Source organism: Streptomyces sp. NPDC047081, from assembly GCF_040643775.1.
Classification (GTDB): Bacteria; Actinomycetota; Actinomycetes; order Streptomycetales; family Streptomycetaceae; genus Streptomyces.
This window is the reverse complement of record NZ_JBEYUY010000005.1, coordinates 51,469-77,966: the sequence shown is the minus strand read 5'-3', so window position 1 is coordinate 77,966 and position 26,498 is coordinate 51,469. Positions and strand designations below refer to the sequence as shown.

The following is a 26,498-nucleotide window of genomic DNA, read 5'->3' as shown; positions in this document are numbered from 1 at the left end:
CATCGAAAGCACGCACACTGGAGCCACCCACGGGGTAGGGAGGTGCCGTATGAAGCGTTTGGATCAGTGGCTCGCCTCCCCGTGGCGGCGCTCCGCGCTCGCCGCGCTCACCGGTGCGCTGCCCGTGTTCGCCTTCCCCGCCCCGTCGCTGTGGTGGTTCGCGTACGTCGCCCTCGTCCCGTGGATCCTGCTGGTGCGCTCCGCGCCGACCGGGAAACGGGCGGCGTACGACGGCTGGGCCGGCGGCTTCGGGTTCATGGTGGCCGTGCACCACTGGCTGTTGCCGAGCCTCAATGTGTTCATCTTCGTGATCGGCGCGCTGCTGGGCGCGTTGTGGGCGCCGTGGGGCTGGCTGGTGCGGCGGTTCCTGGGCGGAGTGCCGGGGCCGGGGCGGGTACTCGCCGCCCTCGTCGTGCTGCCGTCCGGGTGGCTGATGGTCGAACTCGTCCGCTCCTGGCAGGGGCTTGGCGGGCCCTGGGGCCTGCTCGGCTCCAGCCAGTGGCAGGTGGAACCCGCACTGCGGCTCGCCTCCGTCGGCGGGGTCTGGCTGCTCAGCTTCCTCGTCGTGGCCGTCAACGTCTCCGTCGCCGTGCTGGTCTCGGTCCGCGAGTCCAGGGTCCCGGCCGTCGCCGGGATCGTCGCGACGGCCGCCGCCACCTCCGCGGCCTGGGTCTGGTCACCGCGCCCCGACGTCGACGGCCGGGTGCGGATCGCCGTCGTACAACCCGGCGTCATAGACGGCGTCGGCAGCCCCGAGAAGCGCTTCGACCGCGAGGAGCAGCTCACCCGGAAGCTCGCCGGGGAGAAGCCGGACCTGATCGTCTGGGGCGAGAGCAGCGTCGGCTTCGACCTCGGCGACCGGCCCGACCTGGCCCGCAGGATCGCGGCGCTCTCCCGCGAGACCGGCGCCGACATCCTGGTCAACGTGGACGCGCGCCGCTCCGACAAGCCCGGCATCTACAAGAGTTCGGTGCTGGTCGGCCCGCAGGGCCTGACCGGCGACCGCTACGACAAGATGCGGCTCGTTCCGTTCGGCGAGTACATACCCTTCCGCTCGGTCCTCGGCTGGGCCACCGACGTCGGCAAGGCGGCCGGCGAGGACCGCCACCGCGGCACCGAGCAGGTCGTCATGAACGTCGGCCACGGCCTCCGCATCGGCCCCATGGTCTGCTTCGAGTCGGCGTTCCCCGACATGAGCCGCCATCTCACCCAGGACGGCGCCGAGGTGCTGGTGGCCCAGTCGGCGACCTCGTCGTTCCAGCAGAGCTGGGCCCCCGAACAGCACGCCTCGCTCGCCGCCCTGCGCGCCGCGGAGACCGGGCGCCCGATGGTGCACGCGACGCTGACAGGCGTGTCGGCGGTGTACGGGGCGAGCGGGGAGCGGATCGGATCGTGGGTCAGGACGAGCGAGAGCAGGTCAGTGCTGTATGACATACCACTGGCGCACGGAGTGACTCCCTACGTCCGCTACGGCGACTGGCCCGTCCACGCCGCCCTCCTGATCCTCGCCGCCTGGTGCACGGCCGAGGGCGTCCGCGCGCTCCGTCTCAGGCGGCCCGGTCCTGAACCGCACGTACCACCCGCTCGCACAGTTCGTGAGTCGCCAGTGCGTCCCGGGCGCTGAGCACCTTGCCCGCGCGCACCGCGTCGAGGAAGGCGAACACCGCCTGCTCGATGCCCCGCTGGCGCGCCACCGGCACCCAGTCGCCGCGCCGGCGCACGGTCGGCTGGCCCTTGTGGTCAATTATCTCGGCGAGGTTGACCACCTGACGCTTGGTGTCCTGCCCGGACACCTCCAGGATCTCCTCCGCCGAACCGCTGAGCCGGTTCATCACGCCGAGCGCGGTGAAGCCGTCGCCGGCCAGCTGCAGCACGACATGGTGCAGCAGCCCGTCGGCCACGCGCGCGCGTACCGTCACGTCGTCGACCGGCCCGGGCGCGAGGAAACGCAGGGTGTCGACGACATGGATGAAGTCGTCGAGGATCATCGAGCGCGGCTCCTCCGGCAGCCCGATGCGGTTCTTCTGCATGAGGATCAGCTCGCGCGGATGGTCGGCGCACTGCGCGTACCCGGGCGCGAACCGCCGGTTGAAGCCGACCGCGAGCGACACATTGCGCTGCTCCGCGAGCGTCACCAGCCGCTCGGAGTCGGCGAGTTCGTAGGCGAGCGGCTTGTCGACGTACGTCGGTACGCCCGCCTCCAGCAGCCGCGTCACGATCTCCGGGTGCGCGACGGTGGGCGCGTGCACGAAGGCGGCGTCGAGGCCCTGGGCGAGCAGCGCGTCGAGATCCCGGTGGCGCTGCCCGGGCGCGAGGTGAAGGGTGTCGGCGACCCGGTCGAGCGTGGCGGGCGTCCGTGTCTGCAGGTGCAGCTCGACCCCGGGGAGCGTGCCGAGCACCGGAAGGTAGGCCTTCTGCGCGATGTCGCCGAGTCCGATGCAGCCGACCTTCACGGGGTGGTCTCCTCTAACGGTTGCCTGCCGGGGTCCTCCCGGAAGCATACGGCCGCTGCGGAGGCCGCCAGCCGGCCACGGAGTCGAACCCACGCAGCAGGAACAGGGGCGCGGCCTGCGCCAGTGCGGCGATCGCCGTGTTGCGTACGGCGATCAGCGCGCGGTTGCGCGTGAGGTTGACGCGAGCCGTCCGCACGGCCTGGCGCGCGATCGCGGTCGTACGGGGGAGCCGTGCCGCCGTGTAGGCGGCGAGGTCGTCGCAGTGGTGTGCCAGCACGATCGCGTCCTCGATCGCCTGGTTGCCGCCCTGCCCGAGCGTCGGCGGCATGGCGTGCGCGGCGTCGCCGAGCAGCGCGACCCGGCCGCGGTGGTACGCCGGCAGCGGCTCGGCGAGGTGGTGGACGTCGTGGCGCAGGACGTCCCCGGGGCGGGCGGCGGCGATGACGGCGGGGATCGGGTCGTGCCAGTCGCCGAAGCGGCGCAGCAGTTCGGCCTTCTCGTCGTCGGGGGCGCGCCCGCCGGCCGGGACGACGGCGGCCGCGTAGGCGTACACCCGCCCGTCCTTGAGCGGATGCGTGCCCCACAGGCTCCCCCTCCCCCAGGTCTCGTGCGAGGCGAACTCGACGCCGGGGACCGGGATCGCGACCCGCCAGGTGGTGAACCCGGAGTAGACGGGCCCGGGATGCTCCGGAAAGAGCTTTCGGCGTACGGCGGAGTGGATGCCGTCCGCGGCCACGACCAGGTCGGCCTGCGACTCGCCGTCCGGCGTGGACACCCGGGCAGGGCGGTCGGCGCCGCCAGGGTCGACGACGGTCGCAGCCGAGCCCGTGCGGACCGTGCCCGGCGGCAGCTGTGCGGTGAGGCTGTTGACGAGGGTGGCCCGGTGGAGCAGGACGAGAGGGCCACCGAAGCGTTCGGCCACGGCGTCGGCGGGTGTGCGGGCGAGCCAGCTCCCGGACGGGGTGCGCAGGCCACCGTCGCCCTGCCAGGCGGCGAGGTCGCGGATCTCGTCGCCGAGGCCGATGACGTCCAGGGCGCGCAGGGAGTTGGGGGCGAGGGAGATGCCGGCGCCGACCGGTTCCAGGGAGGCCGCGCGCTCCAGCACGGTGACCCGCCAGCCGCTCTGGTGCAGGGCGACGGCCGCGGTCAGGCCACCGATCCCGCCACCGATGACGATGGCTCGCCGGGACTGTGCCATGGCTCCTCCTCCGATGCCGGGACGACTGCGACTACACCTGTAGCGAGCGAACTACACCTGTAGTGAGGTGTCACGTCGAAGGTACTACAGGTGTAGTCACCGATGCAGTCCAGGGCACTACACATGTAGTCCCCGGCACTACACATGTAGTCCTCCAGGTATGTTGATCTCCATGACGACCCTCGTAGGCGCCCCGGGCGCCTCCCGCGCCGACCTGGTCGCCGATGCCGCCCTCGCCCTGCTCGCCGAGCGCGGGATGCGCGGGCTCACCCACCGCGCGGTCGACGAGGCGGCGGGGCTGGCGCAAGGCTCCACCTCGAACCTCGCCCGGACCCGGCAGGCGCTGCTGGAACTGGCGGTACGCCGGCTGGCCGACCGTGAGGCGCGGGTCCTCGCGCTGCACGAGCTGCCGGACCCGAAGGCCGGGCTCGCCGGGCTGGTCGACGCGCTGGCCCTGGCGACCCACCGCGCCCTGACCCGCAACCGCGAACTGACCCTGGCCCGCTACGAACTGGCCCTGGAGGCCACCCGCCGCCCCGAGCTGCGCGCCTACTTCGACGCGACCGGCGCCCGCTTCCGCGACCAGCTCACAGACATGGTCACGGCGGCGGGCTCCACGGACCCGGCCCGGCATGTGCTGTCCCTGGTGGCCTGGGCGGACGGGCTGATGTTCTCGTGCGTGGCCGGGTCGTTCAACGCGAGCATGCCGGGCCTGGAGGAGGTGCGGGCGGGGCTGTGGGAGCTGCTGCACGGCATGCTCGACGGCTGAAAACCCGTGGTGGGATCGGGTGGGCTGGGTCAGGATGCGGCCATGACCATCGAGCGAAGCGAACCCGCGAACACCGCCGACGAACGCACCATGCTGGAGGGCTGGCTGGAGTACCACCGCCAGACCCTCGCGTGGAAGTGCGAAGGACTGACCGACGCCCAGCTCAGGACCGCTGCCGTGGAGCCCTCCTCGCTGTCCCTGATGGGGCTGGTGCGGCACATGGCGGAGGTGGAGCGGGGCTGGTTCCGCGTGGTCGTCGGGGCCGAGGAGGAGGCGGGTCCGATCTACTACACGGACGAGGATCCCGACGGCGAGTTCCATCTCACGGAGGCGGACACCTGGGCGGAGGCGTACGCCACCTGGCAGGCGCAGATCGAGGCGGCGCGCCGTCATGCCGCGGGCTTCGGCCTCGACGACATCACCAAGGGGCGGCATCCGCGCAGCGGTGAGCAGTTCAACCTGCGCTGGATCTACACCCACATGATCGAGGAGTACGCCCGTCACAACGGTCACGCCGACCTGATCCGCGAGCGCATCGACGGCGCCACGGGCGACTGACGTCAGCCGGACCGCACGCGCGGACTCCGTAGGGGGCCAGAGATCACCCGTGCGGGGCATCCTCCGCCTGTCCGCTGTCCGCGGGAGTGTCCGAGGCGCCATCGTTGCGCGGGTGCATCGAACGACGACCACCGCAACGCTCCTGGTCACCGTGGCTGTCTCGGCCCTCTCCGGCTGTGTGACGGTCCAGCGGCCATCCGCGCCGCCCGGTCCGGCGCCGGCGGCTCCCTCGCAGCCGTCGGCGCCGCGTCCCGACGGGCAGTCGGATCCGCAGATCGTGCAGGCGCCGGCCCGTGAGGCGCTGGAGATGATGGGCCCGTCCAAGTCGGCGGAGCCGCGGAAGCCGAAGCGGCACGGGCCGACGACGGACGCGCCCGCGCCGGCGGCCCCCCAGCCGGCACCCCGTTCACACCCTCACCCCCGCAAGCCACATCCCCAGCCGCGGCACCAGACCCAGCCGAAGATCGAGATCCCCGACGTGACCAAGTCGGTCCCGAAGAGCCAGTCGGATGTCTGCGCGCTGGGCAAGAAGTACGGCGGCTGGAAGGCGGACAGCCCGGAGTCGGTGATCTGCAAGCAGGCGTACGGGCGTTGAGCCGGAAGGAAAAGAAGGAGGTCAGGGGCGCTGCCGCGGCGGCCCCCAGCCTCCGTCGCCCGCTGCGCCCTCATCCTCCAGCCGCAGCTCAAGCCGCCGGATCGCAGCCCGCACACCGTCCCCGTACGGGTCGTCCCCCAACGCTTCGGCAGACTCCCGGGCCCGCCGCAGATGCGTACGAGCGGCCCCGACCCGGCTGAGCTTCACGTAGTCGGCCGCGAGGTTGAGATGCAGCGAGGGATACAGCGCACGCACGGCAACAGCACCCTCCCGCAATCCGCCCCCCTCGCCGCCGACCGCCCCTTCCGCCCACGCCCCCTCGTGCGCCGCAAGCCGCTCGTCCGTCAATTCCTCCGCTGCCGTCAACGCCCGTAGGTCCCACGCGAGTTCATCCGAAGGGTCGTCCTGTGTGTCGGCCATGTAGTGGGCCAGGGTGCAGCGGTGGAGGGGGTCGCCGTGTTCGCCGATTTCCGCCCACAGGGCGAGGAAGCGGTGCCGGGCCTCCTCGCGGTCGCCCGCGTGGTGCAGGATGACGACCTGCCCGATCCGCGTCATCACGGCATCCGGCGCCGTCTGCTCCTGCCCTGTGGCCACCGCGCACTCCGCCCACTCGCGTCGACTGTCCCGACCGACGCTAACCGCCCCCACCGGCAATCCCGGTCAGGCGGCACCGGACCGCCCCCACGCGGAACCGACCCGGCGGCCCTACTCCCGACCGGCCCTAGCCCAGGTTCGGTACCGTCCAGTCGATCGGCTCGTGGCCCTGCTTCGCCACCGCCTCGTTGATCTGGGTGAACGGGCGGGAGCCGAAGAACTTCTTCGCGGACAGCGGGGAGGGGTGCGCGCCCTTGACCACCACGTGCCGGGTCTCGTCGATCAGCGGGAGCTTCTTCTGCGCGTAGTTGCCCCACAGGACGAAGACCGCCGGGTCGGGCCGCTCCGCCACCGCGCGGATCACCGCGTCGGTGAACTTCTCCCAGCCCTTGCCCTTGTGCGAGTTGGCCTCGCCGGAGCGGACCGTGAGCACCGCGTTGAGCAGCAGCACGCCCTGCTCGGCCCACGGGAGAAGGAACCCGTTGTCCGGGATGGGAGTGCCGAGCTCCTCGTGCATCTCCTTGTAGATGTTGCGCAGGGACGGAGGGATCCTGACGCCGGGCCGGACCGAGAAGCACAGGCCGTGGCCCTGGCCCTCGCCGTGGTACGGGTCCTGACCGAGGATCAGCACCTTCACCCGGTCGTACGGCGTCGCGTCCAGCGCGGCGAAGACCTCCTCGCGCGGCGGATAGACGGGACCGTTCGCCCGCTCCTCCTCCACGAACTCCGTGAGCTCCTTGAAGTAGGGCTGCTGCAGCTCGTCGCCCAGAACTCCGCGCCAGGACTCGGGCAGCATGGCGATGTCGGTCACGTCAACGTCCTTACGGTGTACGGAAACCGCTGTGCGGTCACTTCCAGGTCTCAAAACCTACAGGCGACCACTGACAACGGCCCTCCGCTCCCGCAAGCGCACCCCCTACCAGCTGGTCTTGCGGTACAGCTGCCACATCATCATGATCGTCGACGGGTCCAGCGCCTGCTCCGCGCCGGAGATGTCCTCGCTCGCCGCCACGAACTGCTTGCCCTGCCACAGCGGCAGCAGCCGCGCGTCGTTCACCAGGATCTGCTGGGCCCGCTCGAAGTCGGAGACGACGTTGGCCCGGTCGCTCTCGCTGCGCGAGCGGGGCAGCAGCGTCCCGGTGATCTCGGGCTCCGGATAGGGCGTACCGAGGGCGTTCTGGTTGCCCACGAACGGCGCGATGAAGTTGTCGGGGTCCGGGAAGTCGGGGAACCAGCCGCGTCCGAAGACCGGGTACTCGCCGTCCTGGTAGCCCTGCACATAGGTCTTCCAGGGGCGGCTCTTGAGGGTGATCGTGAAGAGCCCCGAGTCCTCCAGCTGGCGCTTGAGCTCGGCGAACTCCAGCTTGGTCGAGGAACCGTACCGGTCGGTGGTGTACCAGAAGGTGAGCGGGACCCGCTCCTTGATGCCCGCGTCGGTGAGGATCTTGCGGGCCTTGGCCGTGCTGGGGTTGCCGAAGTCGTCGAAGAAATCGGTGGTGTGGCCGGTGAGGCCCTTCGGGACCATGGAGTACAGGGGCTCCACGGTGTCCTTGTACACCTTGTGGGCGATCGCGCCGCGGTCGACGACCTGGGCGACGGCCTTGCGGACCGCGACATTCGAGGCCCAGGAGTGCTTGGGGTTGAACACCAGGTAGTTGATCTCGATGCCGGCGCCCTCGACGAGCTGGATGTTGCCGTCCGCGTCGTGCTTCTGCAGGTCGACGATGTCGTCGGCGTCCATGCCGCGGAAGGCGGCGTCGAGCGCGCCCTTCTTGAGGTCGGCGACCATCGGGGCCGACTCCTGGTAGTACCGGATGGTCACCGCGCTGTTCTTGCGGTCGGCGTACCCCTGGTAGTTGTCGTTCCTGACGAGCTCGGCCTTCTTGCCCTCCTCGTAGGAGGCGAGCGTGTAGGGCCCGGAGCCGTAGACCTTGCCGTCCTTGCGGAGCGAGGAGGCGGGGTACTCGTCGGGGTCGACGATCGACATGGCGGGTGTGGCGAGCACGAACGGGAAGGTGGCGTCCGCCTTGTTGAGGTGGAAGACGACCTCCCTGTCGCCGAGCACCTGGACGCGGTCGAGGCTGCCGAGGAGGCCGGCGGGGCCGCCGTTGAGGTTGATCTTCCGGATCCGGTCGATGGAGTACTTCACGGCCCGCGCGTCGAGCGTGTGCCCGTCGGCGAACTTCAGGCCCGAGCGCAGCTCGCATCTGTACGTCTTGCTGGCGCTGTCCGTGAAGCGGCAGTTGTCGGCCGCGTCGGGCTGCGGGGAGGTCGCGCCGGACGGATAGCTCAGGAGCGTTTGGTAAATGTTGCGGAACAGCTCCCAGGACTGGTCCCAGGACGCGGCCGGGTCCAGTGTGCTGGGGGCACTCGTCGTCCCGACGGTGATCGGTCCCTTGTCGTCGGAGGAGCCCGACGAGAACACTCCGCATCCGGTCACCAGGGACGATATGGACGCGATGGCCGCCACCTGACGCAGGCGTCGCTTCCGGTTGAACACGCGCTCGCTCCTCGATCTGCCGTACCAAGGGTCGGCAGACCATACCGCAGCACCCCGGAGGTTGAACCCGGTTCGAACATGGCCTTTGATCAGCTTGTTTATGACGACGTTGTCATTCCGCTGTGCATCTCTCGTACGACGACAAGGGCGCCGTTTCCGTCAAGGAAACGGCGCCCTCGGGTGCCCGATCGTTACGTTCGCAACCGTTGCGTCAGCCGACGCCGGCGTTCAGGAAGATGCCGCCGTCGACCACGAGCGTCTGGCCGGTGACCCAGGCGGACTGCTCGGAGGTGAGGAACGCGGCGGCGCCGCCGATGTCGGACGGCACACCGAGCCGGGCCAGCGGGTAGGAGGCGGCCGCCTCCTCCTCGCGGCCCTCGTACAGCGCCTTGGCGAACTGGGTCTTCACCACGGCCGGGGCGATGGCGTTGACCCGCACCTTGGGCGCGAACTCGTGCGCCAGCTGCTGGGTCAGGTTGATCAGCGCGGCCTTTGAGACGCCGTACGCGGCGATGAAGGGCGAGGGCGCGATGCCCGCGACGGAGGCGATGTTGACGATCGCGCCGCCGTTCTCCTTCTGCCAGGCGTGCCAGGTCTTCTGGGCGAAGCCGAGCGCGGAGATCACGTTGGTCTCGAAGACCTTGCGCGCGACGTTCAGGTCGAGGTCGGCGATCGGCCCGAACACCGGGTTCGTACCGGCGTTGTTGACCAGGAAGTCGACGCGGCCGAAGGCCTCCATGGTGCGCGCGACGGCCTCGGTCTGGTGGTCCAGGTCGTGCGCCTTGCCGGCGATGCCGATGACGCGCTCGGCGCCGAGCTTGTCGACGGCCTCCTTGAGGGCGTCCTCGTTGCGGCCGGTGATGGCGACGCGGTCGCCACGGGCGACGAGCGCCTCGGCGACGCCGTAGCCGATGCCGCGGCTGGCGCCCGTGACGAGGGCGACCTTGCCGGAGAGGGCGGGCAGTTCAGTCATGGTGCTGTTCTCCTAGTCGAGCGGTCCGCCGGCGACGTACAGCACCTGACCGGAGACGAACCCGGCCGCCTCGCCGGTGAAGAAGGCGATGGCGTTGGCGATGTCGTCGGGCTCGCCGACGCGGGCCACCGGGATCTGGGTGGCGGCGGCGGCCTTGAACTCCTCGAAGCCCATGCCGACGCGGGCGGCGGTGGCGGCGGTCATGTCGGTAGCGATGAAGCCGGGGGCGACCGCGTTGGCGGTGATGCCGAACTTGCCGAGCTCGATGGCGAGGGTCTTGGTGAAGCCCTGCAGGCCTGCCTTGGCGGCCGAGTAGTTGGCCTGGCCGCGGTTGCCGAGGGCGGAGGACGAGGAGAGGTTGACGATCCGGCCGAAGCCGGCGTCGACCATGTGCTTCTGGACCGCCTTGGACATCAGGAAGGAGCCGCGCAGGTGCACGTTCAGGACGGTGTCCCAGTCGGACGTGCTCATCTTGAACAGCAGGTTGTCGCGGAGCACGCCCGCGTTGTTCACGAGGATCGTGGGCGCGCCCAGCTCGGCGACCACGCGTGCGATCGCGGCCTCGACCTGCGCCTCGTCGGAGACGTCCGCGCCGACCGCGATCGCCTTGCCGCCGGCCGCGGTGATCTTCTCCACGGTGTCCTTGCAGGCGGCCTCGTCGAGGTCGATCACGGCGACCGCGCGCCCCTCGGCGGCCAGTCGTACGGCGGTGGCGGCGCCGATCCCGCGCGCTGCGCCCGTGACTACGGCGACCCGCTGGTCAGTGGTGGACATTGGTGCTTCTCCTCGCCCTTGAGAGAACCTTCGATGCGGTGAGCGACCGCTTAGTACCTTCGATGGACGTGACGCTAGAAGGCCTGGCACTCGGTGTCAACGCCACGCGGCGCCGGTGTGATCCATTACCTCACCAGCAGGTCGAGCAACCGCTCCGTCTCGGCCGCCGGATCGGCGGTGAGTCCGGTGTGCACCGGTCCGGGCTGGACGACGGTGGAGCGGGGCGCGACGAGCCAGCGGAAGCGCCGTCCGGGGTCGTCGCCCGCGGCCTGTCCGGCCGTGTCCCCGCCGCCGCAGACGCCTTCCACGGCGCCGAGCGCGGCCCGGATGCCGGCCACGTCCGCCGCCGGGTCGAGGGCGAGCAGCCGCGCCTCGTCGAGGTGGGTGCGAGCACCGACGTACCCCTTGGCGCGGCAGTAGACCAGCACGCCCGCGTTGATGCACTCGCCGCGCTCGACGCGGGGCACGATCCGCAGCAGGGCGTACTCGAAGACGTCGCGTTCGTTCGTCTCGCCGCCCCGGATGATGTGGCGCTCGACCACGCTGCCGGCCATGTGGATGTGGCGCTCGCTCACTTGCCCTCCTCGATTCCGGTCACACGCGTGTGGACGTCGACGGCGCGGGCGAGCAGCACGCGCGCGTAGGCGTGCCGAAGGTCGTCGGGGGTGTCGAAGCCGGGCTCGTCGGCCAGCCAGACGTCCGGGACCTCGGCGGTGACCTCGGCCAGCAGGTCCTCGGTGACGCGGGGGGCCAACTCGGCGGCGGCGCCCGCGAGATCGGGGCGGAAGCGGGCCAGGGCGTGGTCGGAGGCGTCGTAGGGGCGGGTCGCGGAGGCTTCGGCGCCGGGCCAGTTGTGGTGCCAGATCATGGTGGCGCCGTGGTCGATGAGCCACAGGTCGCCGTGGGACATCAGCAGGTTGGGGTTGCGCCAGGAGCGGTCGACGTTGTTGATCAGCGCGTCGAACCACAGGATCCGGCCTGCCTCCTCGGGGCTCACCGTGAAGGCGAGCGGGTCGAAGCCGAGGGCGCCGGAGAGGAAGTCCATGCCGAGGTTGGTGCCGCCGCTGGCCCGCAGCAGGTCCTGCACCTGCTGCTCCGGCTCCCCGAGGCCCAGCACCGGATCGAGGTCGACCGTCACGAGGCGGGGCATCCGGAAACCCAGCCGCCGGGCGAGTTCACCGCAGACCACCTCGGCGACCAGCGTCTTGCGGCCCTGCCCGGCGCCGGTGAACTTCAGGACGTACGTCCCGAAGTCGTCCGCCTCGACGAGCCCCGGCAGCGAGCCGCCCTCGCGCAGTGGCGTGATGTAGCGGGTCGCGATGACTTCCTTGAGCATCGCCCCAGGTTACTGGGGCGGAGGCGGCCCCCGGTGGCGCGGTGCCGTGACATCGACAGCAAAGCGACAGCGTGGTTTTACCCATCCCTGAGCTCGACAGGGTCAAGCTCTCGACTGCGTCTGAACAACCCACGGCAGGCGCCCGTACCCCTGGACAGATCCAGGAAACTTGCAATGGAAGGGAAACGTCAGCATGACCAGCGAATCAATTCCCCCCGCCCCGGCACCCGCCCGTCGCACCGTGATGGCGGCAGCCGGCGCGGCCGGACTCGCCGTCGCGCTGACCGCGTGCGGATCCTCCGACGACTCCTCGTCGAGTTCGTCCGACACCCAGGCCGGCGCGAACGCGTCGACCGGCGGCGACACCGGCTCCAGCGCCAGCAGCAGCGCCTCCTCCGGCTCCGGCGGCGGCACGGCGCTCGCGAAGACCTCCGACATCCCCGAGGGCGGCGGCAAGATCTTCAAGGACCAGGCCGTGGTCGTCACCCAGCCCGCCTCGGGCACCTTCAAGGCCTTCTCGACCAAGTGTCCGCACGCGGGCTGCGCGGTGAGCAGCATCGCGAACGGCGCCATCGTCTGCCCGTGCCACGGCAGCCAGTTCTCGGTCGAGGACGGCAGCGTGAAGAAGGGCCCGGCGACCACCGGTCTGACGGCCGAGAACGTCACCGTCAGCGGGGACTCGATCACCCTGGCGTGACCGGTACCCGTCGGGGCCGTTCGAAGCAGCCCAGCACCTCGTCCGTGGTCGCGACCGTGGCGACCAACGCGAGGGTGTGACGGATCATCGCGGGGGTGTACTCGGAAGGCACTCCCGCGATGGCGTCGGACGGCACCACCGCCGTGTAGCCGCGGTTCACCGCGTCGAAGACGGTGTTGGGGATCGCCACGTTGGCCGAGACCCCGGTCACGACCAGCGTGCGGCAGCCGAGATTCCGCAGCAGCGCGTCGACGTCGGTGCCCTGGATGGGCGACAGCCCGTGCAGCCGTCGTACGACGAAGTCCTGGTCGGCGACCTCGATGGGGGCCGCCACCCGTACCGCCGTACTGCCGGACAGCTGGTGGACGGGCAGCCGTTCGGCGGCGCGGAACAGCCGGGCGTTGCGGCTGGCGCCGCGGCCGTCGGGGCGGCGCTCGGCGATGGCGTGGACGACCTGGACGCCGCTCGTGTGGGCCGCGGCCACCAGCCGGGCGATGTTGGCCAGGGCCCCCGACGAGCGTGCCTCGCGGGCGAGTTCGGGCAGGGCGCTGTGCGGGCCGACGACCCCCTGCTGGCACTCGACGGTGAGCAGCACGGTGGTGGCCGGATCGAGGAGCTCGCGGAGCTTTGGGTACGACGGCACAGGGCCCCCTCGTCACCGACGGTGTGGGCGGGCGACACTAGCCACCATTGCGCACGGACGGAAGACGACCCATCCTTTTCTGACGTGATGTCAGAGGATCACAGGAATCCTCTGGCACGACGTGAGAGAAGAGGGGGCCGCATGACCGTCACTCAGCGCCGGGGCCGCAAGATCATGATGACGCCCGGCGAGCTGGACGAGTTCCTCGCCACCCAGCGCACCTGCCGGGTCGCCACGGTGTCGGCGAACGGCGCGCCGCACGTCAGCACGCTGTGGTTCGCCTGGGACGGCAAGTCGCTGTGGCTGTACTCCGTGGTGCGCAGCAAGCGCTGGACCGACCTGCGCCGCGATCCCCGGGTGGCGATCGTGATCGACACCGGGGAGGAGTACGACGAGCTGCGCGGCGTCGAGCTGTCCGGGGCCGTGGAGTTCGTGGGCGAGTTCCCGCGCACCGGGGAGCTGTGCGCCGAACTCGACGTCCCGGAGACGCTGTTCGCGCGCAAGAACTTCAACCTGGAGGAGATGCCGCACGACGGCCGGCACGCCTGGGTGCGGCTGACCCCGGAGAAGATCGTGTCCTGGGACTTCCGCAAGCTGGGCCCCGCGTAGGCCTGTTGGGCTAGTCCACCTTTCGAGCCGCTTCCTGCAACGCCTCGACCGCCGCCCGGATCGACGGGCGGCGGTCGGCGTCCGCGCGCCACACGGCGTAGATCTGGCGCCGCACGGACTGTCGTACGGGCACGGTCCGCACACCCTCGGGGACGGGCCCGCGCCCGAGCCGCGGTGCCACGCACACGCCCAACCCGGCGCCCACCAGGGCGAGTTGGGTGGGGTGTTCCTCGGCTCGGTGGGCGACGCGCGGTTCGATGCCCTTGGAGCGCAGGGTGTGGATCAGCCACTCGTGGCAGAACTCGCTCTCGCCCCAGGTGATCCAGTCGTCGTCGGCGAAGTCCTCCAGGTCGACCTCGGCACGGTCCGCGTAACGGTGGCCCGCGGGCATCGCCACGTCCGCGGTGTCGTCGAGGATGACGGCCTTGGCGAGCCCGTCGGGCACCGGCAGTGGCCTGTTGTACCAGTCGAGGACGACGGCCAGGTCGAAGTCGCCGCGCATCACGGCCAGTACGGCAGGCTCGGGCTCCATCTCCCGTGAGGTGGCGCGCAGTCCGGGATGCGCGGTGCGCAACTGGGCCAGCGCCTCCGGGAACAGGCCGCGCGCGGCCGTCGGGAAGGCCGCGAGGCGCAGCTCGCCGACCACTTCCCCGCGATGCGCCTCCAGATCGGACTGGGCGAGCTCGACCTGGGACAGGATGCGGGCCGCGTGCTCGGCGAGCAGCCGGCCGGCGTCGGTGAGCCGCACGCCCCGGCCGTTCTTGGCGAGGAGCTGCTGGCCGACCTCGCGCTCCAGCTTGGACAGCTGCTGCGAGACCGCCGAGGTGGTGACATGCAGCCCCTCGGCCGCGCCGCTGACCGAGCCGTGCCGGGCGAGGGCGTCTAGGGTGCGCAGGCGCTCCAGGTTCAACATGTAAGCAATGCTACGAGATACCCCGCGCAAATACTCGATTGTGCTACGAGGTTTCCTCCAGCATCGTTATGACCATGACCATCGCCACCACGCCCCGGGCCTCCGTCGACACCGTCCCCCGCAGACCCGCCCTCGACTGGCGCCTGCGCTTCGGCGCGCTGTCGCTGATCTGGGGCTTCAGCTTTCTGCTGATCAAGGTCGGGACGGAGGGCTACGCACCGTTCCAGGTCACGCTGGGGCGGCTGGTGTTCGGGACGGCGGTGCTGGGTGTGGCGATGGCGGTGAAGCGGCAGGGGTTGCCGCGCGGGGTGCGGACCTGGGGGCATCTCGCGGTCGCCGCGTTCCTGCTGAACGCGCTGCCGTTCTCGCTGTTCGCCTACTCGGAGCTGACGATCCCGTCCACGCTGGCGGGGATCTGCAACGCGACGTCGCCGCTGTGGGGCATGGCGCTGTCCTTGATCGCCCTGTCGGAGGACCGGCCGACTCGGGTCCGGGTCGCGGGGCTGGGGATCGGGTTCCTGGGCGTCCTGACGGTCCTCGGAGCGTGGGAGGGATTCAGCGGCCTGGACGCCAGAGGTACGGCGATGGCCCTGCTCGCCTCGCTGAGCTATCCGATCGGCTGGATCTACGTCCGGCGGACCCTGGCCGGGTCCAGCCACTCGAACCTGTCGCTGACGGGAGCGCAGTTGCTGCTGGCGACCGCTCAACTGGCCTTCGTGACCCCGCTGTTCACCTCGGTGCCGACACGGATCGCGATGGTCCCGCTCCTGGCGATCGCGGCGCTGGGGGCACTGGGGACCGGGCTGGCCGTGCTCATCCAGTACGGGCTGGTCGCCGAAGTCGGGCCGACCACGGCCCAGATGGTCACGTACTTCATTCCGGTCATCGCCACGGCGGCGGGAGTCGCCATCCTCGGGGAGTCGTTGGGCTGGTCGACTCCGGTCGGAGCGCTGATCGTGCTGGCGGGCGCGGCTCTCACACAGGTGAGGCCCAAGGACTCCTGAACGTGCCGGCCACCGCGTCGGCCAGCGAAGCGACCTCCTCAAGTCCCAGGGTGGACACGGTCACCCTGATCCCGGCCGGTGCGTTCATCCTGAAGCGCGCGCCCGGGGCCACCGCCCAGCCGGCGTGCAGGAGTCGGGCCACGGCGGCCGTCTCGTCCGGGACCGGGATCCAGACGTTCAGGCCGCTGCGGCCGTGGGCCTCGATGCCGCGTTGGGCCAGGGCGTCGATCAGGCGGTCCCGGCGCGTGCGGTACGCCGCCGCCACCGCCCGCGTGTCGTGCGCGTCGTCGGTCCACAGGCCCACCACCGCCCGCTGGGTGATGCGGCTGAGCCAGCCGGGGCCCAGGCGGTGGCGGCCACTGACGCGGTCCACCGTGACGGGGTCGCCGGTGAGGACCGCCAGGCGGAGGTCGGGGCCGTAGGCCTTGGCGACCGAGCGGACGAAGGCCCAGTGCCGGGTCGGACCGGCCAGAGGATGCAGCGGGAGGTCGACGATGCCGTGACCGTGGTCGTCCTCGATCAGGAGGATCTCCGGGTGGTCCCGGAGAACCGCGCGCAGGGCACGCGCGCGTGCCGCGGTCACCGCGGCGCCGGTCGGGTTCTGCGCGCGGTCCGTGACGATCAGGGCGCGGGCGCCGGATTCCAGGGCCCGGCGGACGTCGTCCGGAAGCGGGCCCTCGTCGTCGACGCGCATCGGAGCCGTGCGCAGGCCCAGCGCCGGGATCAGGTCGAGCAGGCTGCCCCAGCCGGGGTCCTCGACGGCGACGGTGTCGCCGGGCTTGAGGTGGGCGGCGAGGACGCGCTCGATGGCGTCCAGGGATCCGGCGGCCACGGTCAGGGGGCCGTCCGGCACACCGTCGGCGTCCAGTTCGGCGCGGGCGATGCGGGCCAGCGCCGGTTCCACGAGGGCGTCCCCGTACAGCACAGGTTCCCGGTCGGCCTGCTCGGCCGCCGCCGTGAACGCCTTCGTCAGGGAGGGCAGCAGCGCCGGGTCCGGGTTGCCGCTCGCCACGTTCCGTACGCCCTCGGGGACGTCCATCCGGGCGTACTCGCGTCCCGTGGTGGCCGGCTTCGAGCGCACCCGGCTGCCCCGCCGCCCGTCGGTCTCGATCACCCCGCGCTCGCGCAGGATCCGGTACGCGGACGCCACCGTGTTCGGATTGACGCCCAGCTCTCCCGCCAACTCCCGCATGGGCGGCAGAAGTTGCCCCGGCGCCAGCTCACCGGCACCCACCGCACGCTCGACGCTCGCCGCAATCTCTGCTGCGCGCCGCCCTTCGATCCGGTATTCTCCTAGCACAAAGCAGATTATGCACTAGTGCAATACCGAAGGCAACTCGAACAGCAGCCATGGAGATGGAAATGCAGGGGACCGCCCAGCCGACGTCGCAGCCCGCCGCCTACACGCCGACCGACCGCACCGTCCCCACACGCTCGCCGGACCGGGCGTCGTACGACAGGGAACTGGTGCACTCGATACTCGACGAGGGCTATGTCTGCCATCTCGGCTTCGTGCGGGACGGGGCACCGGTGGTGCTGCCGACGCTGTACGGACGGGTCGGCGACCGGCTCTACGTGCACGGCTCGACGGGTTCGCGCCCGCTGCGGATGACCGGCAAGGCCGACCCGGGGCTCCCGGTCTGCCTCACCGTCACCCACGTCGACGGACTGATCCTGGCCCGCTCGGCCTTCCACCACTCGATCAACTACCGGTCCGTCGTGGTCCACGGCATCGCGTACGACGTGACGGACCCGGAGGAGAAGCGGACGGCCCTGGACGCGCTGGTCGACCACGTGGTGCCGGGCCGGGCCGCCGACTCCCGGCCCGCGAACAAGAAGGAACTCGCCGCCACCGCCGTGATCCGCCTCGACCTGAACGAGGTCTCCGCCAAGCTCCGCACCGGCGGAGTCAACGACGAGCCCGAGGACCTCGCCCTCCCCCACTGGGCCGGAGTCGTCCCCCTGCGCAAGGGTTACGAGACCCCGGTCGCCGACCCCGACCTCTCCCCCGGCACCGAGCTCCCCGACTACCTGGCGGCGCGCTGATGCTCATCCACCCCTGGGACGCGCCCCGCGACGACACCGAATGGCAACAGTGGCTCGCCACCCACGACTTCGGCCAGCTCGCCGTCAACGGCCTGCCCGGCGAGGCACCGTACGTCCAGCCCCTGCATTTCCTGTACGACGCCGAGCGCGCCGAGATCCTCGCCCACCTGGCCCGCCCCAACCCCCTGTGGAAGGCACTGGAGGCGGACCCGCAGGTACTCCTGAGCGTGGTCGACGACTACGTCTACGCACCCGGCTACTGGCAGGCCATGCCTGACGCCCCACCCGAGCACGGCACCCCGACGAGCTACTACACGGCGGTCCAACTCCGCTGCCGGGCCCACCTGGTGGACGACCCCACCGAGAAGGCACAGCTGCTCAACCGGCTGATAGGCCACTTCCAGCCGGAGGGCGGCTCGGCACGGGTAACGGCGGGCGAGGACCCGTACGGCAGGATGCTCTCCGGGCTGCGCGGGATCCGCTTCGAAGTGACCGACGTAAGGGCGAAATTCAAGTACGCCAACCACAAGCCCCAGGCACACGAGCGAATAGCGGCCGGACTGGTCGAGCGGGCCGGCCCACGGGACGCGGCGGCCCTGGCACATCTGCAGCGTAGGCAACACGGGTGACTTCAGCGCCCCGAAAGGGGCGCGGGGAACTGCGCGACCAGCCACGACGGCGCCGCAGACGCCCGACGCCCCATCGCGGCACTACCGGCGCGCGGACAACTCCCGTTCCGGCCCCCCACTCGCGACCGGCTCCGCGGGCGCCTTCGCCGGCGCGGAGGACTGGGCGATGAACGCACCGACCAGGACAACCACACCCCCGACGATCTGCGGAGCCGAGAGATGCTCCCCGAGCAGCACCCACGCCAGCACGGTCGCGACGACCGCTTCGAGGCAGGCCACCACCCCCGCGACCTGGGGTGAGAGCCGCCGCACCGACAGCACACCGGTGACGTAGGCGAGGACCGTCGCGATCAGCACGATCCAGGCCAGCAGAAGACCGGCCGCGACCGAGGTGCCGTTCATCGCCGCGCTGCCGCCCAGCACGGACCAGTCCATGCCCCAGGGGCGGGCGACCACAGTCAGCACGAGCGCGCCGATCAGCAGACCGTACGCGATGACGCCGAGCGGGTCCGGCGCGTCCTCGCCGGCGTCGCTGCCCTGGTCGGACAGGACGAAGTAGCCGACCTGGCAGCAGGCCGCGCCCAGCGCGAGCAGCAGGCCGAGGGCGTCGAAGCTCAGTCCCGACCAGACCTCGACGACACAGGCGAGGCCGCCGACCGCGAGGACCACGCCGAGCGCCGCCGCCCGCGTCACCGGCCGCCGCTGCACGAACCGCACCCAGCCGAGGACGAGGGCGGGCGCGAGGTACTCGACGAGCAGCGCCACGCCGACCGGGATGCGGGATATCGCGGCGAAGTAGCAGGCCTGCACACCGGCCACGGCGAGCAGGCCGAACCCGGCGAGCAGCGCGGGGCGGCGGCGCAGCAGCGCGCGATGGCGCACGGCGACCGGGAGCATCACCAGTGCGGCGCCGGTCACGCGCAGCCACACCACGTGGAGCGGGTCGAGGCCCGCCTCGATCAGCGGCTTGGCCGCGACCCCGGATCCGCCGAAGGCGAGCGCGGACGCGAGCGCGAGGCCGAGCCCGACGCCCTTTCCGCGGGCCTCCGGGCCGCCCTGACTGCTCTCAGACGTATGCACCGGCACATGATGACAGGGGATGACATGAGCGTCACCCCCGTTGACACCTGTCTCAGCGGTTGGACGCGTCCCAGGGGCCGCCCCACCCTGAACCGGCCGGCAGGTGCTCGACGCGGGCGAGCACCTCGCGCGGGTCGAGACCGGCGCGCAGGAGCACCTCGACGGCCCGGGCCTGCGGGTCGACGACGATCGCGGCGAGCAGGTCGACGCCGAGCGCCGGTTCGCCGCCGCGGCGCGCGGCCCGCTCGCAGGCGTCCTCCATCGCGCCCGCGGCCAGCGGCGAGAGGCCCTCGGCCTCGGTCACCACGGGTACGGCGCCGGAGTCCTCGACGGAGCTCTGCCAGCGCAGGCCGTAGCCGATGCTGCGCTGCACGAGATAGCCGAGCAGCCGGGCGAGGCCGGGCCCGTCGCCGAAGACGGCGCGCGCCTCGGGGTCGTACTCCAGGAGCGAGTGCAGCAGATGGGCCGTGTCGATCTGCCGGTCCCCGTCGCGCACCGCCCGCCGTCTGGCACCCGAGACCACCGCTGCCAGCTCGGCGCTGAGCCTGGCATCGCTGTCCGGGCGAGGACCGACGGGCTGCTCGTCGGCCTGCTGGCGGGGGATACGGGGTTGCACATCCCCCACCCCATCAGTCCCGCCGTCTCCGGTCATCCCCGAGGGGAAGCATCTTGGGGTCCCACACAGAGTGGACCCGCGAGGCCGCAATCTCCTCCTTGCGGATGACATCAGGCCGCTTTACCCGCAGGGGCGCGAGCCGCCTTGCCATGCGCCCCGCGCGCAACCGTGGCGCTCCGTCGCACGTCCAACAGGAGCGTGGAGAGCAGGTGCTGGCTGGTGGCTCTGCCGGCCGTCGACGGCAAGCAGTACGTGTACCGGGTGTACGCCCCGGAGGACGCGCTGCCGGCCGACCTGTTCTGGGACGCCTGGCACTGCCACGACGAGAGCGCCTTCCCGCGCGCGTGGGACCTCTTCGACGCCGCGGTCATACGACTCGTCCACAATTCCTGACGGTTCATCAGTATTGAATGTTGCGACCTCTGACGTTACTTTCCGCGACACCACAGCCCGACACGAAGAGGTGGTCGCATGCCCGAAATCAGCGCGGAGGCACGGATCGAGGCGCCGGCCGAGAAGGTGTGGGCACAGCTCACGGACTGGCCCGCGTACAGCGAGTGGAACGCCACCCACACCAGCTTTCCGCAGGGCGGCCCGACCGCGCTCGAAGTGGGCGGGACCTTCCAGGAGAACATGAAGCTGATGGGCTTCCCGGCCGAGGTCGACTGGACCATCGAGGAACTGGAACCGGCCCGCGTCTTCGCCATCAAGGGCAAGGGCCCGATGGCGGTGACCGTGGCCACGCGCTACACCCTCACCCCCGACGGCGACGCCACGACAGTCCGTATCGACGGCGAGTTCACGGGCGCCGCGGTCACGTTGATGGCGGGCAAGCTGAAGGACTCGGGCACCGCGGCCCTGAACGAATCGCTGCGCAAGCTCGCCGGGCTGGTGTCCTGACCTCCGGACACGGAAGGCGCCCCGCGGAGTGATCCGCGGGGCGCCTTCTTCGTACGGCGGGGAGGCCGCCGGCCCTTGTCAGTCCTCGTCGGCGAGGATCAGGTACAGCTTCTTGCGGGCTTCGTTGATGACGGCCAGCGCCTTCTCGCGCTGCTCCTTGCTGCCGGTCTTCCAGACCTGGCCGAATGCCTCCATCAGACCGAAGCCGGCCTGGCGGATCTCACCGAGCGCCTCGAAGTCGATACCGCGGGAGGCTTCCTCCCAGGGCGCGTCCGGGCCCGCGTCGGCCGCGGTGCGGCCGGAGTCGGTGAGCGAGAACAGCTTCTTGCCGCCCTCGGACTCACTGGCGATCAGGCCCTCGTCCTCCAGCAGCTGGAGGGTGGGGTACACCGAGCCGGGGCTGGGCTTCCACGCCCCGCCGCTGCGCTCGGCGATCTCCTGGATCATCTCGTAACCGTGCATCGGACGGTCCTTCAGCAGGGCGAGGATGGAGGCCCGGACATCACCGCGCCGCGCCCTCCCCCTCGGTCCGCCGCGTCCTCGCGGGCCCCAGGGGCCCGGACCGAAGCCCGGTCCGCCGAAGCCGAAGCCAGGGCCACCCGGACCGCCGCCCGGCCCAAAGGGCCCGAAGGCACCGCGCACGCCCTCGAAATCACCCCGACCACGACGGCCGGGTCCACTGTGTCCACGCTCGAATCCATGGGAACGCATCGCAATCACTCCATTCAATCGTTGATCTGTCGCGATGCGTCAACGATATATCGGAAGTGTTCGGATGGCAAGCCCCTGGCTTCAGCTCGGGCAGATGCCCAGGTGGAGCCCGGTTTCCTAGGGCAGGGAGCGGGTCAGCCAGACCAGTTCGCCGCTCTCCTCCGCCGTGGTGTGGTCCCGTTCGAAGCCGAGCTTCTCGAGGACGCGGAAGGACGGCGTGTTCCAGGGGCGTACCGACGACCAGAGCCGCTCGCGGCCGGTCGCGGTGGCGGCGTCGAGGACCGCGGCCGCCGCCTCCGTCGCGTAACCGCGGCCGTGGGCCCGCCGGAACAGCTCGTACGCGATCTCGGGTTCGTCGAGGGAGGCCCGGCCGACGGTGAGGCCGCAGTAGCCGATGAAGTCGCCCTCGTCACGGCGGTGGACGGCGAGCAGGGCGAGCCCGGTCTCCCGTTGCCGGGCGAACTGGCGCTCCATGATCCGCCGGTTGTCCTCGACGGAGAGCAGGCCGCCGCCCCGCTCGCCGACGAGCGCGCGATGCTCGGCGACGTCGGAGTCGTCCCACTCGCGCAGGATCAGCCGAGCGGTTTCGAGGTGGAGCGGCATCGGGGCGTACACCCTGGCGTCAGTGGCCACGGAACGCCTCCTCCAGCCACCAGGAGCCGTGGTCCCGGGTCACCTTGGCGTCCACCAGGAGCGGGGCCGAGCGGGGGCCGCCCACCCAGTCGGCCACCGACTTGAGGTCGGCCGGGGTGCGGACGGTCACCGCCTCGAAGCCGTAGCCGCGGGCCACCGCCGCGATGTCCGTCTCCGGGAAGGTGACGGTGTCCAGCGGGAAGCCGTCGGGGCCGAAGTGGTGGACCTCGGCACCATAGGCCTCGTCGTTGTAGACCACGACCACCATGGGCAGGCCCAGGCGGCGCACGGTGTCCAGCTCCACCGCGCTCATCAGGGCGCCGCCGTCGCCGAGCGTGGCGACCGGCAGCCGGTCCGGCCGGGCGAGCGCCGCGCCGATCGCCGTGGCGAGCCCCAGGCCGATCGACTGGAAGGCCTGCGTGAAGCAGAACCCGTTCTCGTCCGGCACCGAAAGGTACGCGCTGGGATACCCCATGAAGTTCCCCGAGTCGACGGCGACGACCCGCTCGGCCGGGAGGATGTCGTCCAGCGCGATGCTGAGCGTGCGCGGGTCGATGCGCTCCCGGGTGCCTTCGTCCTCGTACGGCACATCGCGCCAGCGCCCGCGCGCGGCGAGGCCGGCGGCGAGCTCGGGCGTCCGGTATCCCTGGCGGCCCTCGCCGCCCGCCTCCAGCGCCCGCAGTGCCGTCCGTTCCACATCCCCGGTCACGCCCAGGTCGATGGCGCGGTGGGCGCCGAGTGCGTGCGGGTCGTCGTCCACCTGTACGACGGTCGCGTCGGGGCCGATCAGGCTGCCGTGCCGCATGGTCCACATGTTCAGGGCGCAGCCCCAGCCGACGATCAGGTCGGCGCCCTGGAGGAGTTCGGTCGCGAGGGGTGACGCGAAGCCGCCGGAGACGTCCAGGGACCAGGGGCTTTCGTGGAAGAGGCCGCGGGCGACCGCCGACGTGGCGAGGAGGGCGCCGTAGCGGTCGGCGAGGGTCAGGAGGGCGTCGCGGGCGGCGGGCGTACGGGCGCCCCGGCCGGCGACGAAGACCGGGCGCCGGGCGGTCTCCAGGACTCGTACCAGATCCGCCACCGCGGCATCCGAAGGCTCGACCGGCTCCCTGGCGGGCATGGGCAGGGCGTCCAGCAGCGCGCCGTCCGGCACCTCCAGGGACTGCACCTCCAGCGGGAGGTTCAGGAGGACCGTGCGGCGGTCGTGGCGGGCCCGCTGGAGGGCCGCGCGGGCCTGTTCGACGGCGTCGTGGGCGGTCGTCACGCGGGCGGTCACCGCGCCGACGGAGTGCGCCAGCATCGCCTGGTCGATACGGAAGTTGGAGTTCTGCGCGGTCGCCTCGGCGGCCAGGACGAGGAGGGGCGTACGGCTCTTGGCGGCCTCGGTGACGCCGGTCAGGGCGTTGGTGAGGCCGGGCCCCTGGTGGACGCTGACCGCGGCGACCGCGCCGCTCGTGCGGGCGTACGCGTCGGCCATGGTCGCCGCGCCGCCCTCGTGCCGGGCGGCGACGAAGCGGGCGCCGGCGGCCACCATGGCGTTGGTGAGGTGGAAGTTGCCCGAGCCGACGACGCCGAAGACGTGGTCGACCCCGGCCGCGGTGAGCGCCCGTCCGACGGCTTCGGCGACCTTCACGACCGCTCCACCAGGGCGAGCACGCGCGCGGGGGCGCCGGAGCCGGTGACGATGGGCAGCGGTCCCGCGAGGACGACGGCGCCGGTCGGGGGCAGGGCGGCGAGGTTCTGCAGCTGGGTCAGGCCGTACTTGTCGGCGCCCAGGAGGTAGGAGTGGCAGGGGAACGCCGGGTCGAAGGAGTGGGCGCGGCCCGCGTCGGTGCCGACCGTCTCGGTGCCGAGGCCCAGCACCGGGGACTCCTCGGCGACCCAGCGGGCGCACTCCGGTGACAGGCCGGGCGTGTGCGGGCCGTTCTCGTCGGCGTTGAGGAACTCCTCCTGCGAGCCCGAGCGGGCGTCCCAGCCGGTGCGCAGCAGCAGCCAGCCCCCGTCGGGCAGCGGGCCGTGCTCCGCCTCCCAGGCCTTGATGTGGTCCACCTCGACGAGGAAGTCGGGGTCCTTGGCGGCCTGCTCGGAGAAGTCCAGTACGGCCGCCGGGGCGATGAGCCGGCTCGCGGGCACCGAGGCCACATCGGCGAGGTCCTTGCCGGTGACCCAGTGGACCGGGGCGTCGAAGTGGGTGCCGGTGTGCTCGCCGCTGCGGAAGTTGTTCCAGTACCAGGCCGGGCCCCGGTCGTCGTACCGGCTGATCTCCTCCAGTTCGAAGGCCTGGGTCTGGCCGAACGGGGGCGGCAGCTGGATCACCGGTGTCGTCGAGGAGAGGGGCTGGGTGAGGTCGACGACCTCGATGGAGCCGCTGCGCAGCCCGGACAACAGGGCGGCGAGCACGGACGGCTGGGACATGACGGCCTCCTGGGGCGGAGCTGGACTGTCGGCGCCTGCCTGTACAGGGTGTCAGCCGGCGGCCGCCGCGCCGAGGCGCACGGCCCGGAAATCAGTCCAGGAACCGGGAATTGGCCTTGGTCGGGGAAGCCACCGCGGCCTAGCGTCTCCCTCATGCGAATCCGAATCGTCGACGCCTTCACCGACCGTCCCTTCGCCGGCAACCCGGCCGGCGTGCTGCTTCTCGACGCCTTCCCGGACGACGACCGGTTGCAGAAGATCGCGCTGGAGGTGAACCACGCGGAGACGGCGTTCGCGCACCCGCTGCCCGGGGGCGGGGAGGCCGACTGGGCGCTGCGCTGGTTCACGCCCGCGGCCGAGGTCAACATGTGCGGGCACGCGACGCTCGCCACGGCCCATGTCCTGCACACGACCGGTGCGCACAAGGGCGCGGTCCGGTTCGCCAGTCGCAGCGGGGTGCTCGTGGCGACGCCCCAGGAGGACGGGTCGATCACGCTGGACTTCCCGACCGCACCGCTGACGGCGGTCGAGGTGCCGGCCGGGGTCGCCGGGGCGCTGGGCGCCGAGCCGCGCTCCGCCTTCGACACCGGCCCGAACGTCGGCGACCTGCTGCTCGAACTCGCCGACGAGAAGACCGTCCACGCCCTCACCCCGGACCACAAGGCGCTCGCCGCCTACTCCGAGCGCGGCATCATCGCCACCGCCCCCGCCGAGGACCCGTCCCGCGGCTACGACTTCGTCTCCCGCTGCTTCTTCCCGAACGTCGGCATCGACGAGGACCCGGTCACCGGCAGCGCCCACACCGCGCTGGCGCCGTTCTGGGCGGAGCGCCTGGGCAGTCCCGTCCTCACCGGTCTGCAGGCCTCGCCGCGCTCCGGCCGCGTCCGCACCGAACTGCGTGGCGACCGAACGCTGCTGAGCGGGCGCGCGGTCACCGTGATCGAGGGCGAACTGCTGGCCTAGGCGGTGGGCAGCCAGCCCACTTTCCCGGCCAGCAGCGCGTAGCCGACGAAGGCTCCGATGTCGAGCAGGGAATGCGCCACCACGAGGGGACCGACCCGGCCCCAGCGCCGGTACAGGTAGACGAACACCACGCCCATCACCATGTTGCCGACGAAGCCGCCGATGCCCTGGTAGAGGTGGTAGCTACCGCGCAGTACGGAACTGGCCACCAGGGCGGTCCCCGGGGTCCAGCCCAACTGGCCGAGGCGGCGCAGCAGATAGCCGACGACGATGACCTCTTCGAGGATCGCGTTCTGCATCGCGGACAGGATCAGCACCGGGTACTTCCACCACACGTCGGGCAGCGCCTCCGGCACCACGGTGAGGTTGAAGCCGAGGCCGCGTGCGGCCAGGTAGAAGGCGATTCCGGCGCTGCCGATCACCGCCGCGATCCCCGCGCCGCGGCCGAGGTCGGGCCAGGGCCAGGTGCGGTCGAAGCCGATCGTGCGCAGGCTCTCGCCCTCCCGCAGCAGCAGGTGCGCGACCAGCGCGACGGGCACCAGGGCACTCGCGATCCCGAACAGCTGCCAGGCGAGATCGAGCCAGGGACGGCCCGGCGCGGCGGACGCGTTGAGCGTCGCCGCCTGGTCCTTGAGGCCGCCCGGTTTCGTGACCGATCCGACAAAGCTGATCAGGGCGGACACTCCGCTCGCACCGAGCGAAAGCCCCAGAACGAGCAGGGTCTCGTCACGGAAAATGCGTCGCGAGGGCCGCTCCGGCGGAAAAGAATCGGCCACCGGGCCCGCCTCTGCCTGCACTCCTGCCTCCAGTTGAGTATTCGCGCCTCATCCCCATCGCCGCCCCGCTAGGGTCTCGAAAGAACTTACGAAGATCGTGCGCTTGGCCGTCTGGG

Annotated in this window: 31 protein-coding genes; 12 read left to right on the top strand and 19 right to left on the bottom strand. The window is 71.4% G+C overall.

The window, feature by feature from the left end; all coding sequences use genetic code 11:
- Positions 1 to 49: 49 nt before the first annotated feature.
- Complete coding sequence (gene lnt / locus ABZ848_RS11105; protein ID WP_360828843.1) at positions 50 to 1,624, top strand: apolipoprotein N-acyltransferase; 1,575 nt, start codon at positions 50 to 52, stop codon at positions 1,622 to 1,624.
- Here the strand turns inward: lnt and ABZ848_RS11100 are convergent.
- Positions 1,548 to 2,453 (bottom strand): Gfo/Idh/MocA family oxidoreductase, encoded by a 906-nt coding sequence (locus tag ABZ848_RS11100; protein ID WP_360828840.1) that lies wholly within the window; start codon positions 2,451 to 2,453, stop codon positions 1,548 to 1,550. The two genes, lnt and ABZ848_RS11100, sit on opposite strands and share 77 nt — an antisense overlap.
- 13 nt (positions 2,454 to 2,466) lie before the next feature.
- A complete protein-coding gene (locus ABZ848_RS11095; RefSeq protein WP_360828837.1) occupies positions 2,467 to 3,651 on the bottom strand; it encodes an FAD-dependent monooxygenase in 1,185 nt (394 codons plus the stop codon).
- 172 nt (positions 3,652 to 3,823) lie between these two features.
- Here ABZ848_RS11095 and ABZ848_RS11090 point away from each other — a divergent pair, with 172 nt between their 5' ends.
- The 3 genes from ABZ848_RS11090 to ABZ848_RS11080 all read left to right on the top strand — a co-directional run bounded on the left by ABZ848_RS11090 (position 3,824) and on the right by ABZ848_RS11080 (position 5,573).
- The gene (locus tag ABZ848_RS11090; RefSeq protein WP_360828834.1) at positions 3,824 to 4,420 is read left to right on the top strand and encodes a TetR/AcrR family transcriptional regulator; all 597 of its coding nucleotides are present in this window, start codon (positions 3,824 to 3,826) and stop codon (positions 4,418 to 4,420) included.
- Positions 4,421 to 4,462: 42 nt separating this feature from the next.
- On the top strand, positions 4,463 to 4,978 hold the full coding sequence (locus ABZ848_RS11085) for a DinB family protein (protein ID WP_360828831.1): 516 nt from the start codon (positions 4,463 to 4,465) through the stop codon (positions 4,976 to 4,978).
- Positions 4,979 to 5,090: 112 nt separating this feature from the next.
- On the top strand, positions 5,091 to 5,573 hold the full coding sequence (locus ABZ848_RS11080; protein ID WP_360828828.1) for a hypothetical protein: 483 nt from the start codon (positions 5,091 to 5,093) through the stop codon (positions 5,571 to 5,573).
- 21 nt (positions 5,574 to 5,594) lie between these two features.
- Here the strand turns inward: ABZ848_RS11080 and ABZ848_RS11075 are convergent, their stop codons facing one another.
- From ABZ848_RS11075 to ABZ848_RS11045, 7 genes are all read right to left on the bottom strand, one after another.
- Complete coding sequence (locus ABZ848_RS11075) at positions 5,595 to 6,167, bottom strand: hypothetical protein (RefSeq protein ID WP_360828825.1); 573 nt, start codon at positions 6,165 to 6,167, stop codon at positions 5,595 to 5,597.
- A 127-nt stretch (positions 6,168 to 6,294) separates the two neighbouring features.
- Positions 6,295 to 6,978 carry a uracil-DNA glycosylase gene (gene ung / locus ABZ848_RS11070; RefSeq protein ID WP_360828822.1) on the bottom strand — a complete coding sequence of 228 codons (684 nt, stop codon included), beginning with the start codon at positions 6,976 to 6,978 and terminating at the stop codon, positions 6,295 to 6,297.
- 105 nt (positions 6,979 to 7,083) lie between these two features.
- Entirely contained in the window at positions 7,084 to 8,667 is a 1,584-nt protein-coding gene (locus ABZ848_RS11065; protein ID WP_360828819.1) for an ABC transporter substrate-binding protein, read from the bottom strand.
- A 211-nt stretch (positions 8,668 to 8,878) separates the two neighbouring features.
- Complete coding sequence (locus ABZ848_RS11060; protein ID WP_360828816.1) at positions 8,879 to 9,640, bottom strand: SDR family oxidoreductase; 762 nt, start codon at positions 9,638 to 9,640, stop codon at positions 8,879 to 8,881.
- A 12-nt stretch (positions 9,641 to 9,652) separates the two neighbouring features.
- Complete coding sequence (fabG, locus tag ABZ848_RS11055) at positions 9,653 to 10,414, bottom strand: 3-oxoacyl-ACP reductase FabG (RefSeq protein ID WP_242777735.1); 762 nt, start codon at positions 10,412 to 10,414, stop codon at positions 9,653 to 9,655.
- A 125-nt stretch (positions 10,415 to 10,539) separates the two neighbouring features.
- The gene (locus ABZ848_RS11050; protein WP_360828811.1) at positions 10,540 to 10,989 is read right to left on the bottom strand and encodes a DUF3037 domain-containing protein; all 450 of its coding nucleotides are present in this window, start codon (positions 10,987 to 10,989) and stop codon (positions 10,540 to 10,542) included.
- On the bottom strand, positions 10,986 to 11,750 hold the full coding sequence (locus ABZ848_RS11045; RefSeq protein ID WP_360828808.1) for a HipA family kinase: 765 nt from the start codon (positions 11,748 to 11,750) through the stop codon (positions 10,986 to 10,988). Before ABZ848_RS11045 ends, ABZ848_RS11050 begins: the two co-directional genes overlap by 4 nt.
- Positions 11,751 to 11,943: 193 nt before the next feature.
- Here ABZ848_RS11045 and ABZ848_RS11040 point away from each other — a divergent pair, with 193 nt between their 5' ends.
- On the top strand, positions 11,944 to 12,447 hold the full coding sequence (locus ABZ848_RS11040; protein ID WP_360828805.1) for a Rieske (2Fe-2S) protein: 504 nt from the start codon (positions 11,944 to 11,946) through the stop codon (positions 12,445 to 12,447).
- Here the strand turns inward: ABZ848_RS11040 and ABZ848_RS11035 are convergent.
- The gene (locus tag ABZ848_RS11035) at positions 12,434 to 13,090 is read right to left on the bottom strand and encodes a cysteine hydrolase (protein WP_360828802.1); all 657 of its coding nucleotides are present in this window, start codon (positions 13,088 to 13,090) and stop codon (positions 12,434 to 12,436) included. The genes ABZ848_RS11040 and ABZ848_RS11035 overlap by 14 nt on opposite strands.
- A gap of 141 nt (positions 13,091 to 13,231) precedes the next feature.
- On the opposite strand from ABZ848_RS11035, the gene ABZ848_RS11030 reads away from it, so the two are divergent.
- Positions 13,232 to 13,699 carry a pyridoxamine 5'-phosphate oxidase family protein gene (locus ABZ848_RS11030; RefSeq protein ID WP_360828799.1) on the top strand — a complete coding sequence of 156 codons (468 nt, stop codon included), beginning with the start codon at positions 13,232 to 13,234 and terminating at the stop codon, positions 13,697 to 13,699.
- Between the two features lie 10 nt (positions 13,700 to 13,709).
- On the opposite strand, the gene ABZ848_RS11025 is transcribed toward ABZ848_RS11030, so the two are convergent.
- Entirely contained in the window at positions 13,710 to 14,612 is a 903-nt protein-coding gene (locus ABZ848_RS11025) for a LysR family transcriptional regulator (protein ID WP_360828796.1), read from the bottom strand.
- 38 nt (positions 14,613 to 14,650) lie between these two features.
- Between ABZ848_RS11025 and ABZ848_RS11020 the strand changes: the two genes are divergently transcribed.
- Complete coding sequence (locus ABZ848_RS11020) at positions 14,651 to 15,616, top strand: DMT family transporter (protein ID WP_360828793.1); 966 nt, start codon at positions 14,651 to 14,653, stop codon at positions 15,614 to 15,616.
- Here ABZ848_RS11020 and ABZ848_RS11015 read toward each other — a convergent pair.
- Positions 15,588 to 16,916, bottom strand: coding sequence for an aminotransferase class I/II-fold pyridoxal phosphate-dependent enzyme (locus ABZ848_RS11015; RefSeq protein WP_360828791.1), 1,329 nt, complete (start codon positions 16,914 to 16,916; stop codon positions 15,588 to 15,590). The two genes, ABZ848_RS11020 and ABZ848_RS11015, sit on opposite strands and share 29 nt — an antisense overlap.
- Positions 16,917 to 16,978: 62 nt before the next feature.
- Between ABZ848_RS11015 and ABZ848_RS11010 the strand changes: the two genes are divergently transcribed.
- On the top strand, positions 16,979 to 17,662 hold the full coding sequence (locus ABZ848_RS11010; RefSeq protein ID WP_360828788.1) for a pyridoxamine 5'-phosphate oxidase family protein: 684 nt from the start codon (positions 16,979 to 16,981) through the stop codon (positions 17,660 to 17,662).
- The gene (locus tag ABZ848_RS11005) at positions 17,662 to 18,291 is read left to right on the top strand and encodes an FMN-binding negative transcriptional regulator (protein ID WP_360828785.1); all 630 of its coding nucleotides are present in this window, start codon (positions 17,662 to 17,664) and stop codon (positions 18,289 to 18,291) included. Before ABZ848_RS11010 ends, ABZ848_RS11005 begins: the two co-directional genes overlap by 1 nt.
- 81 nt (positions 18,292 to 18,372) lie before the next feature.
- Here ABZ848_RS11005 and ABZ848_RS11000 read toward each other — a convergent pair whose 3' ends face one another.
- Entirely contained in the window at positions 18,373 to 19,377 is a 1,005-nt protein-coding gene (locus ABZ848_RS11000) for an EamA family transporter (RefSeq protein WP_360828782.1), read from the bottom strand.
- A 46-nt stretch (positions 19,378 to 19,423) separates the two neighbouring features.
- Positions 19,424 to 19,987, bottom strand: coding sequence for a Clp protease N-terminal domain-containing protein (locus ABZ848_RS10995; protein WP_360828779.1), 564 nt, complete (start codon positions 19,985 to 19,987; stop codon positions 19,424 to 19,426).
- 219 nt (positions 19,988 to 20,206) lie between these two features.
- Between ABZ848_RS10995 and ABZ848_RS10990 the strand changes: the two genes are divergently transcribed.
- Positions 20,207 to 20,380 (top strand): hypothetical protein, encoded by a 174-nt coding sequence (locus tag ABZ848_RS10990; RefSeq protein WP_360828776.1) that lies wholly within the window; start codon positions 20,207 to 20,209, stop codon positions 20,378 to 20,380.
- Between the two features lie 78 nt (positions 20,381 to 20,458).
- Positions 20,459 to 20,887 carry an SRPBCC family protein gene (locus tag ABZ848_RS10985; RefSeq protein ID WP_360828773.1) on the top strand — a complete coding sequence of 143 codons (429 nt, stop codon included), beginning with the start codon at positions 20,459 to 20,461 and terminating at the stop codon, positions 20,885 to 20,887.
- Between the two features lie 78 nt (positions 20,888 to 20,965).
- Here ABZ848_RS10985 and ABZ848_RS10980 read toward each other — a convergent pair whose 3' ends face one another.
- The 4 genes from ABZ848_RS10980 to ABZ848_RS10965 form a co-directional block, all read right to left on the bottom strand.
- Positions 20,966 to 21,598, bottom strand: coding sequence for a PadR family transcriptional regulator (locus ABZ848_RS10980; RefSeq protein ID WP_360828770.1), 633 nt, complete (start codon positions 21,596 to 21,598; stop codon positions 20,966 to 20,968).
- A 117-nt stretch (positions 21,599 to 21,715) separates the two neighbouring features.
- Positions 21,716 to 22,201 carry a GNAT family N-acetyltransferase gene (locus ABZ848_RS10975; protein WP_360829821.1) on the bottom strand — a complete coding sequence of 162 codons (486 nt, stop codon included), beginning with the start codon at positions 22,199 to 22,201 and terminating at the stop codon, positions 21,716 to 21,718.
- 19 nt (positions 22,202 to 22,220) lie between these two features.
- Positions 22,221 to 23,861 (bottom strand): thiamine pyrophosphate-binding protein, encoded by a 1,641-nt coding sequence (locus ABZ848_RS10970; RefSeq protein WP_360828767.1) that lies wholly within the window; start codon positions 23,859 to 23,861, stop codon positions 22,221 to 22,223.
- Entirely contained in the window at positions 23,858 to 24,643 is a 786-nt protein-coding gene (locus ABZ848_RS10965) for a cyclase family protein (protein WP_360828764.1), read from the bottom strand. Before ABZ848_RS10965 ends, ABZ848_RS10970 begins: the two co-directional genes overlap by 4 nt.
- A 153-nt stretch (positions 24,644 to 24,796) precedes the next feature.
- Between ABZ848_RS10965 and ABZ848_RS10960 the strand changes: the two genes are divergently transcribed.
- Positions 24,797 to 25,606 carry a PhzF family phenazine biosynthesis protein gene (locus ABZ848_RS10960; RefSeq protein ID WP_360828761.1) on the top strand — a complete coding sequence of 270 codons (810 nt, stop codon included), beginning with the start codon at positions 24,797 to 24,799 and terminating at the stop codon, positions 25,604 to 25,606.
- On the opposite strand, the gene ABZ848_RS10955 is transcribed toward ABZ848_RS10960, so the two are convergent.
- Positions 25,603 to 26,403 (bottom strand): type II CAAX endopeptidase family protein, encoded by an 801-nt coding sequence (locus ABZ848_RS10955; RefSeq protein ID WP_360828758.1) that lies wholly within the window; start codon positions 26,401 to 26,403, stop codon positions 25,603 to 25,605. The two genes, ABZ848_RS10960 and ABZ848_RS10955, sit on opposite strands and share 4 nt — an antisense overlap.
- Positions 26,404 to 26,498 lie beyond the last annotated feature (95 nt).